Source organism: Paenibacillus jiangxiensis, from assembly GCF_046098255.1.
Taxonomy (GTDB): Bacteria; Bacillota; Bacilli; order Paenibacillales; family Paenibacillaceae; genus Paenibacillus; species Paenibacillus jiagnxiensis.
Genome location: NZ_JBJURI010000010.1, coordinates 116,095 through 132,163, shown reverse-complemented (window position 1 = coordinate 132,163; position 16,069 = coordinate 116,095). Strand labels below are relative to the sequence as shown.

At 53.0% G+C, this 16,069-nt stretch carries 14 protein-coding genes; 1 reads left to right on the top strand and 13 read right to left on the bottom strand.

Annotation, left to right across the window (positions count from 1 at the left end; translation table 11 throughout):
• Nucleotides 1-80: 80 nt before the first annotated feature.
• Complete coding sequence (locus ACI1P2_RS12075; protein WP_355320044.1) at nt 81-1,196, top strand: DctP family TRAP transporter solute-binding subunit; 1,116 nt, start codon at nt 81-83, stop codon at nt 1,194-1,196.
• On the opposite strand, the gene ACI1P2_RS12070 is transcribed toward ACI1P2_RS12075, so the two are convergent.
• The 13 genes from ACI1P2_RS12070 to ACI1P2_RS12010 form a co-directional block, all read right to left on the bottom strand.
• Nucleotides 1,193-1,870, bottom strand: coding sequence for a GNAT family N-acetyltransferase (locus ACI1P2_RS12070; protein ID WP_355320042.1), 678 nt, complete (start codon nt 1,868-1,870; stop codon nt 1,193-1,195). The genes ACI1P2_RS12075 and ACI1P2_RS12070 overlap by 4 nt on opposite strands.
• Before the next feature lie 25 nt (nt 1,871-1,895).
• The gene (locus ACI1P2_RS12065; RefSeq protein WP_355320040.1) at nt 1,896-2,306 is read right to left on the bottom strand and encodes a GNAT family N-acetyltransferase; all 411 of its coding nucleotides are present in this window, start codon (nt 2,304-2,306) and stop codon (nt 1,896-1,898) included.
• Nucleotides 2,307-2,449: 143 nt separating this feature from the next.
• Entirely contained in the window at nt 2,450-5,587 is a 3,138-nt protein-coding gene (locus tag ACI1P2_RS12060) for a hybrid sensor histidine kinase/response regulator (protein ID WP_355320038.1), read from the bottom strand.
• A 143-nt stretch (nt 5,588-5,730) separates the two neighbouring features.
• Nucleotides 5,731-6,087 carry a hypothetical protein gene (locus tag ACI1P2_RS12055; protein ID WP_355320036.1) on the bottom strand — a complete coding sequence of 119 codons (357 nt, stop codon included), beginning with the start codon at nt 6,085-6,087 and terminating at the stop codon, nt 5,731-5,733.
• Nucleotides 6,088-6,256: 169 nt separating this feature from the next.
• Nucleotides 6,257-7,411 (bottom strand): response regulator, encoded by a 1,155-nt coding sequence (locus tag ACI1P2_RS12050; protein ID WP_355320034.1) that lies wholly within the window; start codon nt 7,409-7,411, stop codon nt 6,257-6,259.
• 458 nt (nt 7,412-7,869) lie between these two features.
• On the bottom strand, nt 7,870-8,418 hold the full coding sequence (locus ACI1P2_RS12045) for a GNAT family N-acetyltransferase (RefSeq protein ID WP_355320032.1): 549 nt from the start codon (nt 8,416-8,418) through the stop codon (nt 7,870-7,872).
• Nucleotides 8,419-8,533: 115 nt separating this feature from the next.
• Nucleotides 8,534-9,391: an SDR family oxidoreductase gene (locus tag ACI1P2_RS12040; RefSeq protein ID WP_355320030.1), complete on the bottom strand. Its 858-nt coding sequence runs from the start codon at nt 9,389-9,391 to the stop codon at nt 8,534-8,536.
• Between the two features lie 49 nt (nt 9,392-9,440).
• Entirely contained in the window at nt 9,441-10,637 is a 1,197-nt protein-coding gene (locus ACI1P2_RS12035; protein WP_355320028.1) for a GNAT family N-acetyltransferase, read from the bottom strand.
• On the bottom strand, nt 10,625-11,947 hold the full coding sequence (locus ACI1P2_RS12030) for a F390 synthetase-related protein (RefSeq protein ID WP_355320127.1): 1,323 nt from the start codon (nt 11,945-11,947) through the stop codon (nt 10,625-10,627). The genes ACI1P2_RS12035 and ACI1P2_RS12030 overlap by 13 nt, the downstream gene beginning before the upstream one ends.
• On the bottom strand, nt 11,944-12,798 hold the full coding sequence (locus ACI1P2_RS12025; protein ID WP_355320026.1) for an MBL fold metallo-hydrolase: 855 nt from the start codon (nt 12,796-12,798) through the stop codon (nt 11,944-11,946). The genes ACI1P2_RS12030 and ACI1P2_RS12025 overlap by 4 nt, the downstream gene beginning before the upstream one ends.
• Nucleotides 12,795-13,790 (bottom strand): NAD-dependent epimerase/dehydratase family protein, encoded by a 996-nt coding sequence (locus tag ACI1P2_RS12020; protein WP_355320024.1) that lies wholly within the window; start codon nt 13,788-13,790, stop codon nt 12,795-12,797. The genes ACI1P2_RS12025 and ACI1P2_RS12020 overlap by 4 nt, the downstream gene beginning before the upstream one ends.
• Entirely contained in the window at nt 13,787-15,028 is a 1,242-nt protein-coding gene (locus tag ACI1P2_RS12015) for an ATP-grasp domain-containing protein (RefSeq protein WP_355320022.1), read from the bottom strand. Before ACI1P2_RS12015 ends, ACI1P2_RS12020 begins: the two co-directional genes overlap by 4 nt.
• Complete coding sequence (locus ACI1P2_RS12010) at nt 15,018-16,019, bottom strand: beta-ketoacyl-ACP synthase III (RefSeq protein WP_355320020.1); 1,002 nt, start codon at nt 16,017-16,019, stop codon at nt 15,018-15,020. The genes ACI1P2_RS12015 and ACI1P2_RS12010 overlap by 11 nt, the downstream gene beginning before the upstream one ends.
• Nucleotides 16,020-16,069: the final 50 nt, after the last annotated feature.

Sequence of the window (16,069 nt, the reverse complement as noted above, 5' to 3'; positions counted from 1 at the left end):
AATTGATACCGTTTGCAATAAAACCCTTAGCGTATGATAAACTATAAGCATTCTGTTGAGCAACCGGGGGAATGCAGATCATGAAATCATTTTGGGGCATCGGCCTTTTTGTCATGTTTGGACTGCTGACAGCCGCTGCCATCGGCTTTTATTCCTATTTGCCCGCCGATCCGCTCGTTTATGACGATGAGCAGACCGGGCTGCACGAAGATATTGTCATTAAATTCAGCTATTCCGTTGCAGAGAATACGCCGAAAGGGCAGGCTGCGGAAAAATTCAAGCATCTCGTCGAGAATAAAACCGGGAATCGGGTGCATGTGGAGCTGTTCCCCAATGCGTCCCTCTATAACGAAAGCGATGAAATGGAAGCACTGCACAACGGCAGTGTGCAAGTGATCGCACCCAGCTTCTCGAATATTGCCGAGGCCATTCCGGAATGGATGGTTATGGACCTGCCGTTCACTTATCCGAACGAGGAGGCAGTTATGGCTGCTTTTCGGGGAAGGATTGGAGAGGAGCTGAAAAAGTCGGCAGAGCACCACGGTATGATCGCCATGGCATTCTGGAGCAACGGGTTTCGTCAGATCACCTCCCGCGATAAGGCCATCGTACATCCTCAGGATGTGCGCAATCGGAAGATGCGCATTCAGCCAAGCCGTGTCATTCAGGAGCAGTACCGTTCGCTGGGTGCCGCAACCTATCCGCTGCCCTTCAATCAAATCTACAGAAATGTGGAAAATGGCACTGTAGATGCCGAGGAGAACACGATTTCCAACATCTATTCCAAACGGCTTTACGAGGTACAGCAGTATTTAACGGTTACGAACCACAGCTATCTGGGGTACGGTGTGTTGATGAACAGACAGTTTTGGGAAGAGCTTCCGCCGGACCTGCAGCAGCAGATTCAGAGCGCCATGGAAGAAACAGAGGCATGGGCCAACCGCAATGCGACGGAGATTAACCGCAAGCAGTGGAGAAGCATTCAGGAGTCCTCCGACATGGAGATCGTATATCCCGATGACAAGACATTGCAGGAATGGCGAACCGCCTGGATGCCCTTGTATGAACAGTTCAGGGCAGCAATTGGACCCGAGTTGATCGCTGAGGTCGAGCGGCTGCAGCACGAATACGGTGGTCAGGCTCCTGCATGGCAGAGTCCATCTCCTCCGGAAAGACCCTCTAAGGAAGGCAGCTAATCAGCAACATACACGCTAAAATCACTGCCGAACTGCGTAAATCCGGCTTTATGCGCAACCCTCTGCGAGCTTAGATTGTCCCATGAAGTGCTGTACAAGGGAAGCAGCCCCTGCCGCCGCACTTCCTGACACCATGCAATTACAGCCTCCTGCGCATACCCCTTCCCTCTGTATAGAGGCGCAGTCTCCAGGCTCGCCTCGGCAGCCTGCCCCGATTTTCTGGCACAGCAGCATACAGACACGGCCCTTCCTTCTACAATATAAGCGGCAGCTGGTAGGCGGACCTCAAGCTCAGGTATAAGCCCCTCAAAATAAGGCTCAAGCAATTGTCTGTTATGTAAATTGATGACGACCGCTGAAGATACTGTATCTGTTGCGGGCTGCACGCATGCAAAAGCAGGACCGATCCAGATGCCTTTAACGGGTTTGTATGCGGAGACAGCGTTCAGGACGGCGGCAATATTGAGCGGAAGAGTAGCATATCGGCTGATCTCGGCCACGACGGAGGCAGGCAACTTCTCATGATAATAAGACAGGACCGTATCTTTTGCATGACCCAGAAAGACGGCCGGAGCCTCCGGTGCATTCTGTTCGTTGATCCTAACGATTCTATTTTGTTCATTAAGCACATATAAAGTTGAAGCTTGCAGCTCCATCAGGCTTTTGCTGTCCACATTTACCTCTCCCCGTTTTTGATGTTCAAGACAGTTCCTTGGTCAAAATGATCTCCAGCGGTTCATTTTCAAGCAGTAAACATCCTGCATCCCGGTACCCCAGCTTTCGATAAAAATGCTGTGCCTCCTCATTGGCCTGAGTAGACGTCATCACCAGCTTGTATCCGTTGCTTTTCATTTCATTTTCCCAAAAGTGGACAACCCTGCTGCCTGCTCCCTTGCCCCGATGCTGTTTATCGATCCAGAGCATGTTCATGAACGGGGTGTTGTCCCAGAAATATCCGAACCTCATCCAGCCGATATTCATTTCTTTCTCGTCACGCAGAATGTATATTTCTTTTGCTCTTATTTTCGCCTGTATCAAGCTTTCTGAAATATGGCGGTCATGCTCTCGTATGTACCCATAGTCCGCATCAGCCGCAACAACAATCTTCATCTTATCGCTCCTTAACCTTAATTCCTATGCCCTTTAACTCCCTCTCAATTGCCGTTTTTAAATTACTCTTGCTCGTAACGATTCTTTCGCTAAAATACGACTGCACGTCGTACGAGAAAAGAGCCGCGTATCGCGGCTCTGGCTTATCGCTCTTCCTGTGTTTTGGGGACCGTAAAAGAAACAACTGTCCCTATTCCCGGTTTGCTGCTGATTTGCAATCCTTTACCGTATAACTGTCTTAGACGTCTATCCGTGTTCTTCAGACCGACTCCTTCGGTTGAATCCATACCGTCTTGAAAAACTTCCTGCAGCCGTTTCTCATCCATTCCGATGCCATCATCCTTAACCGTGATTTCGGTCCAACTCGGCCCATCAGCTACGGCAATAGTGACCGTCCCCCCACCGCTCCTGGGCAGAATCCCGTGCTTCAGTGCGTTCTCAACCAGAGTCTGCACCGATAACGGAGGAATCCGCACAGTACCGTGCGATTTCTTGGCCACATCCCACTGTATATTGATTCTGCTGCCAAAGCGTTCTTTTTCAATGTACAGATACGAACGCAGCAGCTCCAATTCATAGTCCAGCGGAAGCAGCTGGTTCATATTGATCGGGTCGAAGCTGCGGCGCAGGTAATTTCCAAATTCATTGAGCAAAGCAACCATTCGATCCGTGTCCACCTCACTGAGTGAAGCGATTGTATTCAGCGCATTATGTAAAAAGTGAGGTTGAATTTGCGCCTGCAGCCAAGCGGCCTCCATACGCAAACGCTCACCGACGGATTGCTTCAGATCAACCCATGTACGGATACGCAGCCTGAGCTCCAAGGCTTCCACAGGCTTGGTTACATAGTCATTTGCACCCGCTCCAAAGGCGGCCTGCACGTCCTCCGGCCGGTTCCTTGCTGTCAGGAGAATAATCGGGAGCTCGGAAATTGAGAACTGGCTTCTGATTTTCTTCGTCAATTCATAACCCGACATATGCGGCATCATAACATCAGAGACGACCAGGTCCCATTCCCCTTGATGAAGCTTAACCAGCGCCTCCTTCCCGCTTAATGCAGACGTAACTTCATAACGCTCCAATGTGAGCATATCGTCCAGGACCCCCAAATTAACCGGGTCATCATCCACAACTAATATTCTGGGCCTGCGCTTAGTTGAAGGAGCTTCTGTGCCTGCCGGGAGAGAATCCGCAGCCTGCGGCAGTGGATGCAGCTTACCGTCCCCTGCATCTTCGCGGAGCAAGCGAGCCTGCTGATCTTCTTTGAACTCGGCAGCTGGCGCCGCTTCAAACTCCGCTAGGCTGGCTTCTACATCCAGGGTAAATGAAAACTCCGAGCCTCGTCCTGGGATGGATTTCATCTCCACTTTCCCGCCATGAAGCTCTACCAGCTGTTTTGTAATGCTGAGTCCGAGTCCGATCCCGCCGCCAATCGCGGTTATGCCGGAATCGCCGCGTTCATAAGGCATCAATATTCGCTGCTGCATCTCTTTATCCATGCCGATTCCGGTATCCTTGATTCTGATCACCGCTTTGTCATTCCTCAACTCTGCGAGGATGGTAATGGTCCCTTCCTCCGTATATTTGATTGCATTATGGACCAGATTAAACAGAACCTGCACAAGCCGGTTTTCATCCGCAATCACCAGCGGAAAATTCGCAGGTATATCAATGACCAGTTCAAGCCGCTTCCTTTCCGACAAATAGCGCAGCATATCCGTCACACCGGATGCTGCCCCATGTAGACTCACCCGGTCCTTGTTCAAACGAATGTTTTGTTCCTTCAGCAAGGTCACATCCAGCAAATCGTTCAGTAGCAGCGACATTCTTCGGCTGACATTGATCATCAGTTCCAGCTGCCCTTCGCTTTTGGGTTCAAGCTTGCCCCTGGCTTGATCAAGAACCGACTGTGCCATGTTAATAATGCCGTGCAGAGGATTGCGAAGCTCATGGGATGTATTGGCCAAAAAGTCGTCCTTCAGCTTGTCAGCCTTCTGCAGATCTTCGGCCAGCTTTTGCACCCGCAGTGTATTCTGGTAAAATCGGTTGAACCAAAAAGCCGCAAAACCGAGAAAGGCAATGATCAAGTCAAAAGGATAAAAGGGCATATCCTGCCATAAATATGTTTTCATAATTCCGCCAATCAGCTGATTGATTGAGACAGCGGCTGCCGACAGCAGCAAAATGAAAGCATCCTTTTCCCCTCTCCGAATAGCCCTGAACACAAAGTATGGAACCATGGTGATACTGAGCAGAACTAAGACCAAGAGAAACTTGCGCTGATAAACGATAAAATCAATCGGAAGGGCGATCGCAGCAAGTATGGCTGCTGCGCCGAAGATATTGAACGAGCGCATAAACCTTTTGTATGCTCCCGGGGCGAACATGGCCCGTCCGAACCAAATCAGGTATAAACCTATCCCCATATAGGCTATAAGCCGGATTTTAACTTCCCACGTTAAATCCATCGGAAACCATTCCACAAGCAGCCGGTCGTCGTCCATCATCATTCCTGTGAGTGCGCAAACAAGCAGCCCAGCAAAAAAAAGCACCGTTTTTTTCCGATAACCCAAAGCAAACAAAATAACGCTAAAAAATACAAACATCAGAATCACGATGGACACCATTAGCTGCATAGTCTGCGTGACAAGCGTTTGAAACGAAACAGCTGCCGCCGTCCCCAGTTTGATCGGCTTGGTAATGCCCCCCGCATAGGGATAATCGAAATTGGACACTTGAATGACAAGCTGAATTTCTCTTGAATCCGGTTGAAAAAAATCCGAAAACGGAATATTTCTCGCATGATTCTGCGGTCGGACCTCAGCCGGTTGGCCCGTCTCCTTTTCTAATTCACCATTAATATATAATCTTGAGGCCGTCTGGATGCTCGATACCCGGATGCCATAAGCAACACTGGGGTCATCTATTAAGATCCGCAGCCGATATGTTCCTATCCCAAGATTGGTTCCCGTGCCGGCCGTTTGTTTCCAGGCGCCGGGAACCTGTATCCACCGCTTGTTCTCCTGGTCCTGTCCTCTCTCAGCGGATTGAGGCGTAAGGAACTCCCCCGGGTAAAACTCCCATTCTCCGTTTAGCGTTACAACACGCTTGTCATCAAAGGATAATCCCCGCAGATCAAGAACTCCCTGCTTGGCTGAAGGAGTTGGCGGCTCTATGTTAAAGCTGAACCAAAGCAGCCTTATCCCCACCAAAATAACAACAAACAACAGCAGGATCCATATCATTTTTTTGGGAGATAGCGTATCAATAAATTTCTGCAAGAACATCCAATCCTTTGACTATAAACTGTCAAACCAGTTGATCATAGAATCGATTATAGCAACTGATAGGGGAATTTGTAACAGCAAAAAAATGCACCTCCCGATTTATATACAGCCTTCAGGAGATGCCAGGTATAATCTAGCTACTCTTTCGATTGTCTTTTGCGAAATTTCAACCAGATGCCCAGGAACAAAATAGCCAGACCGGTCAGCTGCACTGGCAGCGCACATCTTCCCCCTGTTTGCGAAAGCACGTTATTACCTGAATCACTTTGTTTCCCAGTCGTATCCACACCGTTATGTCCGGATGGCTCCAGTCCTTCGGCAGCCTCCAAACCAGGGAGCCCTCCATCATGATCTCCGTCGTCTTGCGTTCCGGATCCTTGATCTGTACTTGGTGTAGTTCCCGCATCAGCATCGTTTGCCATAACCCCAACCCCGGATATCACTTGAAGGATGAGCACCCAGGCCATGATCATGACTAGAATTTTCCTGTTCATCTTTTGAAGCTTGTCACCCTCTTCTCGTATCACATTGGCAAATGGAACAATGAACATTGTACGGATAAAATCTCTACATATTCTTTACAGAACGGTGAGACCCGCACCTGCAAAAATGGGATAAAAAAAACAGCTCCCAATCTGGATGACCCAGATTTAAAGGAGCTGGTTATATATATATTTTCATTTTCTTTTTCCATGCCTCGTACCACTCGATAATATGAATACTAGGTTCTATCCCCAGTTCCTCCTGCATCACACTCTCCAGCCTGCCGTACTGAAGCAGCACTTTATTATTCATTTGCTGGCCGGCATAGATTTGCATTAATGCGAAATGAGCTTTTTCTTCCTGAGGAAATATGTCGCAAATCTTTAAGTGACATTTTTCTGCTTCATTCATCAGCTTCTGCTCTTCATACCACCCCGCCAGGGCGAAGGACGTGTGCAGCCACAACGCTTTCAGACGCTCCCGCTCACTCTCGAGCCACCAATAATCATATTCCCCAAGATAATCTCCCGTGTAGGCTTCGATCACCCTCAGATAGTCCTTTATAGCTTCCATTGAAGGGGGAAGCAGTGCAGTTTGCATCCTTTTCCATTCATCAACATCAACCAGAACGTTCTGCAATTGTAAAATGTAACCCTCTGCAACCGTTTCAAGCTTTATGTAATCCGTGAACGGACGCAGAGTCTGCCGTACATGATAAACCGTGTTATACAGCTGCGCATACACTCTTTCTATTTCGTAATCAGGCCACAGAACCTCGACAAGCATGGACTTGCGTACCGGCTGTCCGCGGTGCTGCAGCAAATACAGAAATAATTCCTGTGCCTTGTTGGTGCGCCACTGCAGCAGCTTAAGCTCGCCGGAGGGGGATTCGATCATCAGCTGCCGGAACAAGTGGACATGGATGGATGACGTCTGCGCAGGCTCCTCAGCAGCATCTCCGACTGCATGTCGGTTATGAATACGTTTTTGAATTCTTTCAATTGTTTTGGCCAACCGCTGAACGGTTACCGGCTTCACGACATAATCAAGCGCTTCCAACTCAAATGCCTGTACCGCAAAATCTTGAAACGCCGTAACAAACACAATCGAAACGTCCGGCTTGTTTCTCACAATGTCCTCAGCCAACTCAATACCGCTTATTTCAGGCATACTGATATCGAGAAAAATAACATCAACAGCTTTACGCAATATCTCTGTCTTTCCAGATTCCACATCAGAATATTTCCCTACGATTTCTATATCCGGAAGCTTCTTCAGTTGTCGCTCCAGGAATTCGATTGCAAGAAGTTCATCGTCGATAAGAATTACCTTCATGTTCACCCTGCTCCCCTGCTGCAAAAGATCGCTTGATTCAAACAAGAGGTGTTCGAAAAAATTCAGGATCGCCTCTTTATAATTATAATAGAAAACGTCCATCGGCGTGCCTTCAAAAAAGACGGACCACTTTTATATTAATTTTTTTGCGATTACCTTGAATTGAATCTATAGTGGCTCAAATAGACCCCGGTGCGTGACCATGGGCTTACCTTGAATTATCGGTTGATCTTGTACTTTTCTTAAAAAAATAATGGAGTATGAAGTATTCTATGTATATTTTCCTAATTATGATGTCTCCTTTCCTAAATATACTACCCGGTTAGAGATTTGCCAATACATTTGAAAACACTGCTTGAACATGGCTGAAAATACAAGAAGAAGTTGATAAAGGAAGAGTTGAAAAAAAGAAGCGGAAGCTGATAGGACGATTGCCCCAGCTAACCGCCTGCCTTTCGCTAGAATGAGATAAATGCAGCTTTAGCCTGAAATTCATGCTCTAAAATAGAGAACAGACAGGAGTCATGATACTGGCCCTTAAACCACATATGCTCGCGCAAGAGCCCCTCCTGTTTCATGCCGATCCTCCTCATCACATTGGCGGACGCTGTATTCCCGGGACGGCAGGTTGCATAAATCCGGTGCAGATGCTGCTCGCCAAACCCGAACTGCAGCATCGCCTTTGCTGCCTCGGAGGCGTACCCGCGGCCCCAATAATCTGGATGAAAGCAGTACCCGATCTCGCCGTTTGACGCATTTAATCCAATCCCGCATCCGCCGATAAGCCGCCCTTCCTCACGGAGCACAACCGCGAATTCGAAGGATTGACGGGGATCTTGTGTCTGTGCCGCAATGACCTGAGCCATATAGTCCTTGGTCTGCTGCTCGGTATTCGGCCCCCACATCGTGTACCTGCACACCGACTCGTTGGACGCATATTGATGCACGCTTTCCCAGTCCTCAGGCACAAAATCGCGAATCAGCAGTCTTTCCGTTTCCAGCTGCATACGTTCCCTCCTTATCATTTCAACGATACGGCTCGGATGCCCTCCCGCCAGTTCTCCGACAGCCAACAACACACTTAGGGCTTGCGGGGATTTCCGCAAAACGAGAGCGGTGTGATTAGCGCAGCCCCCAGGCAATCATGCGCTCAAACCATTTCCACGGCAAAAGCGCTTTGGCCCACATCAACAACCCGGATCCCCGGCCGGCTGCATACCGCAGCCGGGGTGAGCGCATGGATACGATGCGCCCGACCAGGTCCGCAACCTGCTGCGGGTCGGGAGCGTTCTCCGCCGCCTTCCTTGAATAACGGAGCACCGCTTGCAATCTGTCGTGATACGGCGAAGTGTCGGCAATGCGGATACGCTCCAGCCCCTTATTCCAGATCGGAGTGCGAAAAGCGCCCGGCTCTACGAGCACGATACGAACGCCAAATGGAGCCATCTCAAGCCGCAGACTCTCGCTGAATCCTTCTACCGCGAACTTGGAGGCGGCATAAGGGGCGTACCCGGGGAAACCCGCCAATCCGCTGACGCTGCCCATGTTAATGATCAGCCCTGAACCGCGAGCTCTCATATAAGGCAGCACTGCCCGTGTCACCGCCACAAGCCCAAAAAAATTCGTCTCCAGCTGGTGACGCCAGTCTTCCATCGGCAGCTCCTCTACATAACCGCCCAGCGCAAAGCCGGCATTATTGACCAGAACGTCGATCCTGCCGTACAAGGTTATGATTTCAGCTACCGCCCGTTTAATGGACTCGGAATCCGTCACATCCAGGCGCAGCACATGCATCCTGTCAGAGACACCCGTCTGCTGCGCCATGCTCATCAAGTCGCCTTTTTTACCCGTATCCCGCATGGTGGCTGCAACCTGGTATCCCTTACGAGCCATCGTGACTGCCGTCAGCAGGCCGAAACCGCTTGAAGTGCCTGTAATCAAGGCGACCGGCGCAGGCGAGCTTTGGGGATTCTCCTTCATGCCTGTCTCCCTCCTTCCATACAAAAATAAACCGGTGAATGAATGATTGCTACAGCTTCAATTTCCGGATGATCGGTACGCCGATGCCCCACAGCAGCTTTTCCAGAATCGTCCAGCAGGCTTTTGTCAGGAACGGCAGATGCCTGTCATACACAGCCGTGACCTCCAGCTCCGCCACTGCGCCGCGGTTGCGCTTGAACTGCCCGACACCCGAGCTTTCGTGCAGCAGCAGCCCCCTTTCCTCCGCGATGCCGATCAGAACGGCGGACAGCATCCGGTACAGCCCTGTTTTCTGAGGCAGGGTTGTATCGTATCCGAACAGAGGTGTGGTCATAAGCCCTTCTCTGGCAAAGAAGCCGAGCACAGCATCCAGGCGTCCGTTCTTGCGCAGCCCGTACAGCTCCAGCGTGCCTGTTTCTATAGCCATTTGTATAAATTGCTCCGTAAACTGCGGGTTGCAGGCGGAATACTTGTGAATGTACAGCAGGTCGTAAAGCTGCTTGATGCGGGAAGCATCATCAGGCCGCATGTCTGACGGACAGGAAATGCTGTAACCTTGCTTCCGAATCAGTCCCCGGTCTCTTTTAACAAGCCATCTCGCTTTGGCATTGACCGGATGTAGAGCAACTTCCGCCAAGGCTCCGTCTTGTTCCCGCCTCCCATGGAGCAAATAAATCTGGCGGCTGGGTATCAACTTACAGCCCTTTTCTTTCATGGCATCCAGTAAACGGCCGCTTGCGGCTCTGTTCAGGGAGCGGCATAAAATGGCGTGCCGCGGATAACGCTGCTGCAGTTCGTCAATGACCGCCTCCAGCTGCCCGGGAGTGAGAGCAGGATACAAATTTGTGGACAGGAGCCAGTTATTCACCTGTACGACACGATTAAACCGCGCTTTGCGCAGAAGCTGGCCGATCATATTCAGAATTCCGCCAAGTAAAACCTCGGCAGACCGATTGCGCAGATTGGCCAGTTCCTCCCCCGCATACGTAACATAGTGAGTATATGGGGAACAGACATATGAATTGTCATACTCTGCGTCATTGACGGTAACCGGCATCGGGATGCCGTCCACCGTTACAACGAGCAGCCGGGTCCGGACATTATGGATATAGCTCGAAACGGACTGCCTCACCATTAACGGCAGGATATACTTCTTCGCATACCGGCCGTATTCCGTGTCCGGCCACATTAGCTCGCCGATATTCGTCTCATCATACCATCTAACATTCGCGGTCACGGCCTCCATCTCCTCTCCACCCGCCGCAGCTTCAGATCTCCCGGTTTGAAGTCATAGGGCACAAAGCTGATTTGCGGCAGAACACACCCAATGCGATGACAGAGCTGAATAATTTGCACTACAATTTGCTCCTGAATGTCCGCCGTCTCCTGCAGTTCTTCGTCCCGCCCTCTATAGGAGATTTCAAGAGTTTCTGCTCCGGTCTGCACGACACGGTAATGCTCTATGGCAGGAGAGGCTGCGATCACGGCACGGGTGACAAAATCCGGAAAAATGGGCACCAGGGCTCCATTACCAGCGCACGGAAGATATAATATATCGTCACATCGCCCTTCGATACGCTCAAGGGCTGTAAAGGCGGAGCCGCATGCGCAGGGAGCCGCCGTCTCTGTCAAAATATCGTTCAGGCGGTAACGGACGACAGGCTGCGCTGTTCTCGAAAAATCCGTAACAATCGGCACAAAGCGGCGGCTCTCCTGGTCGATGTACTCCTTTTCAACATGAACGATATCTTCATTTAAATGCAGTGTGCCATGCTCGCAGGTGGCGCCAAGAAACCCTTCCGTACACTGATACGCCTGATGCGCCGGCAGCCTGAAAGCCTCTTCAATATAGCGGCGGTCCAGCGGGTCCAGCACCTCGGCCACCGAGATGATTTTGCGCGGCTGTACCGTCAGGCGGCCTGCCGCCTGCTCTTCGGCAAGAAGACGCAGCATAGAGGCAGGGGCGATCAGAATCCCCGGGCGATAGGCCTCCAGCCGCCGGACATGCTGCTCAACAGGCTCCAGCAGGTCGAAATATTGGAACTGCAGACGGCCGCGCTTTACCGATTCATACAGATTGCTGTTGGCACGGAGAAAAAAAGCGATCTTTTCCGCCTGCAGCAGACCTCCCGGCAGCAGCTTGGCCAGCACTGTTCCGCTCCACGCCGCCTGTTCGCGCGCGCTGACGATGAACAGCCCCCGATTGCCGGAGGTGCCGGATGACAAGCCGACTGTAACCCCGCCCACCATCGGCTTGAAATCACGGGTCTGTTCCGCCAGCAGAGCCGCTTCCATCGCCTGCTTCCGGCTGATCCCGACCGTGTTCAGGCTGTCGAAATGGTCCATCATGATCTGCTTGTCGATGACAGGAAAGCTCCGCCAATCCGCGGCAGCGATGCCCTTCCACAGCTCCCGGTAAAATGGCGAGGCCCGGCGGATCGATTCCACATGACGGATGATCCTCTTTTCCTGCCAGCGATCAAACCTGGCGCGGTCCGTCCATTTGCGCGCTCTCAAGGCTCGGAAATAATAGTACAAAATCAGATGCAGCTTCATTCCCATCCCCTCGTTCCCCACGCAGCGAGCGCTTCCCGGCAATGGCTCGGCACGATGCGCACAGCCGGATAATGCGTATGCAGCTGCCGCAGCAGCTCAAAGCTGCGCTTGTATTCCCCGCGGTCCGACATAATGAGCCCGGCGGCTGGATGCGGCGGCCGTTTCTCCATGAAGGCGCGGCTCGACCACACGGCATCGGCGCACAGCAGATAGTCCTGACGCTCGGTGGATACGAGCAACCCGATCATGCCTGTGGCATGGCCGGACAACTCCACTGCCAGCATGCTGCCGTCCCCGAACAGATCATAGGCTTTATGAAACGGAAAGCCTGGCTCGAAGGGCCGGATGACAGAGGCTGCCGCTACCGGCAGGGAACGGGCCGCAAAATCGTCCGGCAGCAGACCGGGCAGAAAACCTGCACGCACACGGCGCAGGGAACCGAGCTGCTTCACCGCATTATACGCCTTCTGCAGGTATATAAAGCGGGCGTTCGGAAAATCACGCAGCCCGCCGATATGATCGGCATGGAAATGGGACAGCACGATGTACTGAACGTCCTGCGGCGTTATTCCCACCTTCCGCAGCTGGCTCGCAGCGCTGTCCTCCTCCCGGAACATGACCGGTGTAATATGCCTGTACAGCGCATTCGGGAGGCGAGCTGTTTCCGTGAAGAAACGCCCACTGTACCCCGTATCGAACAGCACAGGGCCATACTTCGGGTGGAGCATGCAGGCAAAGCCTGCCGGAAAAGATACGGGACGAAGCGTGCCTCCACGCAGGGTCAGGAATTCCGGATGCGTACAATATCCCGCAGCACCCAGCAGCAGTTTCACAGAAAGGGATGTCATCATGCTTGCGTCACCCACCAGTCTGCGAAGCGCTGCAGCCCATCCCATACGGATACGCTCGGTTTGTAGCCAAGCTGCTCGCGCGCCAGCGTAATATCAAGCGTATGCGGGATTGCCACCGATCCGGCCGTATACCTGGTCAGGAGCGGCTCCCCGCGCAGCGGCAGCACACGGTACGCCAGCTCCAGCAGGCCGGCGATCCCGTAGGCGGCCCGGTACGGGATGCTGCGCGTGCGCAGCGGAATATCCAGCATGGCGAACAATTTCTCCACCACTTCCCGGAACGGCAGCGGCTCGCCATTGCTGATATTGTAAGCCTGACCGAGAGCGGCAGGCGCAGCGCTGCAGCCCAGCAGCATCGCGTCCACCACATTGTCCACATAGGTCAGGTCAATCCGGGCCTGTCCGCCGCCGAGCATAGGCACGCCGAGCTTGCCGTTCGCCTGCAGCAGCCGGGGGAACAGCGTCCGGTCCAGCGGGCCGAATATGGCCCGCGGACGCAGGATCAAGACCGGCAGCCCTTCGCGGCTGGCCTGCATCACTTCACGCTCTGCCAGCAGCTTCGTCGCTGCATAGGCATTGGCCGACCGCGCCGGGAGCGGCTCCGATTCGCGGATCAGGAAGCGTGGCCTGTAATTGAAATAAATGCTCGGCGTTGAAATATGAATGAGCCGCTTCACTTCATGCTTCCGACAGCCTTCTATAATATGGCGTGTTGCCAGGACATTGCTGCCATAAAATTCCCTATAATCTCCCCAGGGAGAAGACAAGGCAGCACAGTGAAATACATAATCCTGGCCTGCGCACGCCTGCACGACCCTGTCTGCGTCCCGCATATCCGCCTGTACAAAACGGATGCCGTCCCGGGTCAACTGTGCACCGCTCTCCCTGCTGCGACCCATGCCGCTGACATCCCATCCCATCTGAGCCAACCGCAGAGCCGCATGGCGGCCCAAAAATCCGGTCGCTCCCGTAACCAATGCTTTTGTCGTCATGTCTCACCGTTCCATTCTATATCCTGAGTCAGCGCTTCGGTCATCGTAATGCCCAGCTGCCTGCTCAACCGCCAGGCGCTGCAGACGATCCATGCCTGCTCCAGAAAGGGCCGCGGATCATCGTAACGCCAGATGACATCCCGCGCTCCGCGCAGCGAACCCAGCCACGCTGCCCAATCCTGTCTGCTGCGGTTTCTCCGCAGCCCACAGCCCAGCATAGCCAGTGTAATCATCGCGGCGGAGCCATCATGGGGGGTTACCGTACGCTTGGCCCGCACAAGTCTGTCCGGGGCGGCAAGCGCGAGCTCCAGCCCGCCGCCTGCGGCAAAAAGATGAATGCCGCTGGTAGCGCGCGGATTACATTCGATCGGATAAAGCGTGCCGTCCAGTGCCTCAATAAAGTCAAAGCTGATCTGTCCCGAAAAGCGCAGACTGCTTGTAAACCGGGTCACCCAGTCATAGGCCAACGCGTGATCAACATGCTTGAAATAGACGCTGGCCCCGATCTTGCCCGTGCGATATCGGCTTTCATAGGCGGCATGGGCCACTACTCTGCCATCATGGACTACACTGTATGTGCACAAAGCCTTCCCCTGTATGAATTCCTGCGCCACCCACGGCGCTGCGGGCGTAATCTGCAGAACAGGAACAGGCACAGGCCTGGACCTTCCGGCAGATGTATCCCGCCCGAACCGGTCCGGCATGATCACCCTGGAGGCAAAGCGCGAATACGCCGGCTTGAACACCTTGCTGCCGGAAGAAAAATTGCCCGGCTCTCCCGCCGCCTCCCATTCCTCTGCACTCGTGATCAGCTCCGTATGCGGAACCTTGAAGCCGAGCCGACGGGCCAGCTCTATAAACTCACCCTTATGATGCAGCTGCCTCAGTTGGCTAAGGTCCGGCGACAGCACTCTGCAATGCCCTCTCAGCCTGTCCAGCCCCCGTGCAATATAGAAAATCTCCTCACACGTCGGTATGAGGAGATCAATCCGTAAGCGGACGATAAGGGCCTCCAGCTCTTCCAGAAAGCGCTGCGGCTGCTGGCGGGGAGGCGGCAGCCTGAAGCTTCTTTCCACCGCTGATGATACCCTGCATAAATGGCTGGCCGTACTCTCGGCCGCGTACACCCGGTGTCCGGCATGATGCAGCAGTCTGGCCAGTTCGAGCGCTGCGGGAGCCCGGCCACCGGTAATCAGAATATTAAGCGGTGCCTGCGCAGCCCCGTCTCTAATAGTCAATGACCATCCCTCCCAATGACAGTCCAGCCGCGGTGCCGATCAGCAGCATGCGTTCTCCGCGCCGGATGCGCTGCTGACGAATCGCTTCATGCAGCCCCATGGGGATAGAGGCGGCGATGGTATTGCCGTGATTGGGCGTAATATTCATAAATTGGCTCTCGGAGATGCCCAGCTTCTTGCGCAGCAAACGCATCGCCATTGCGCTGCCCTGATGGGGGATGACGACTCCGAAATCCTTCATGACTGTACCGGATTGCTTGAGCAGCCCTGCAATAAAGTCCGGCAGCAGTCTGGACGCCATGCGGAATATGCCCTGACCGTCCATATGAAACAGAAACGGGTCCTCCACCGGAATGTTCCGCTGACCCGGAGGATATTTGGTCCCGCCGCCGGGAATTTCAGAATAATGTGCTCCTTTGCCATAAGTATGCAGGGACGTATGTACAATTTGCGACCCCTCGTCCGTACCGGAAGGCCCGATCACAACTGCCGCTGCCCCGTCGCCAAACAGGGCTGCGCTCTCTTTATCCTTCCAGTTCAGCCCGGCCGAGGCAATCTCCGTGGCCACAAGCAGCACGTTTCTGTACCGTCCGGCATCGACCATATATGACATGACATCAAGCCCCACCAAAAAGCTCAAACACGTCGCGTCAATATCAAAAGCCGGTACGCCCGACTGCCCCTGACCCATCGCCTTTTGAATAAATACCGCGGTGGATGGCAGCGGCTGCTCCTTGGTGCCGCTTGTGCATACCAGACAGTCGATGTCCGTGAAAGAAAGTCCGGCATCCGTCAACGCTGCTTCCGCCGCTCTTGCCCCCATCTGCGACGCAGTCTCCCCCTCTGCTGCAAAATGGCGTACGCCGATTCCGGTCGCTTTATGCACCCATCCGGCCGGAACGCCAAGACGATCGTCCAACTCTTCATCCGTCACGATCCGGCCGGGCAAATATTTTCCAGTACCCAAAATTTTCACTCTTCGCAATTGCATGACTACCCTCTCCCAGTAATTCTTGCTGCCCTGAAATACCCATGATACAA

Excerpts from the sequence above, each read along its gene's own strand:
- ACI1P2_RS12075 (WP_355320044.1), top strand. The coding sequence starts at position 81 with ATGAAATCATTTTGGGGCATCGGCCTTTTTGTCATGTTTGGACTGCTG.
- ACI1P2_RS12065 (WP_355320040.1), bottom strand. The coding sequence starts at position 2,306 with ATGAAGATTGTTGTTGCGGCTGATGCGGACTATGGGTACATACGAGAG.
- ACI1P2_RS12055 (WP_355320036.1), bottom strand. The coding sequence starts at position 6,087 with ATGAACAGGAAAATTCTAGTCATGATCATGGCCTGGGTGCTCATCCTT.
- ACI1P2_RS12050 (WP_355320034.1), bottom strand. The coding sequence starts at position 7,411 with ATGAAGGTAATTCTTATCGACGATGAACTTCTTGCAATCGAATTCCTG.
- ACI1P2_RS12045 (WP_355320032.1), bottom strand. The coding sequence starts at position 8,418 with ATGCAGCTGGAAACGGAAAGACTGCTGATTCGCGATTTTGTGCCTGAG.
- ACI1P2_RS12040 (WP_355320030.1), bottom strand. The coding sequence starts at position 9,391 with ATGAAGGAGAATCCCCAAAGCTCGCCTGCGCCGGTCGCCTTGATTACA.
- ACI1P2_RS12035 (WP_355320028.1), bottom strand. The coding sequence starts at position 10,637 with ATGGAGGCCGTGACCGCGAATGTTAGATGGTATGATGAGACGAATATC.
- ACI1P2_RS12030 (WP_355320127.1), bottom strand. The coding sequence starts at position 11,947 with ATGAAGCTGCATCTGATTTTGTACTATTATTTCCGAGCCTTGAGAGCG.
- ACI1P2_RS12025 (WP_355320026.1), bottom strand. The coding sequence starts at position 12,798 with ATGATGACATCCCTTTCTGTGAAACTGCTGCTGGGTGCTGCGGGATAT.
- ACI1P2_RS12020 (WP_355320024.1), bottom strand. The coding sequence starts at position 13,790 with ATGACGACAAAAGCATTGGTTACGGGAGCGACCGGATTTTTGGGCCGC.
- ACI1P2_RS12010 (WP_355320020.1), bottom strand. The coding sequence starts at position 16,019 with ATGCAATTGCGAAGAGTGAAAATTTTGGGTACTGGAAAATATTTGCCC.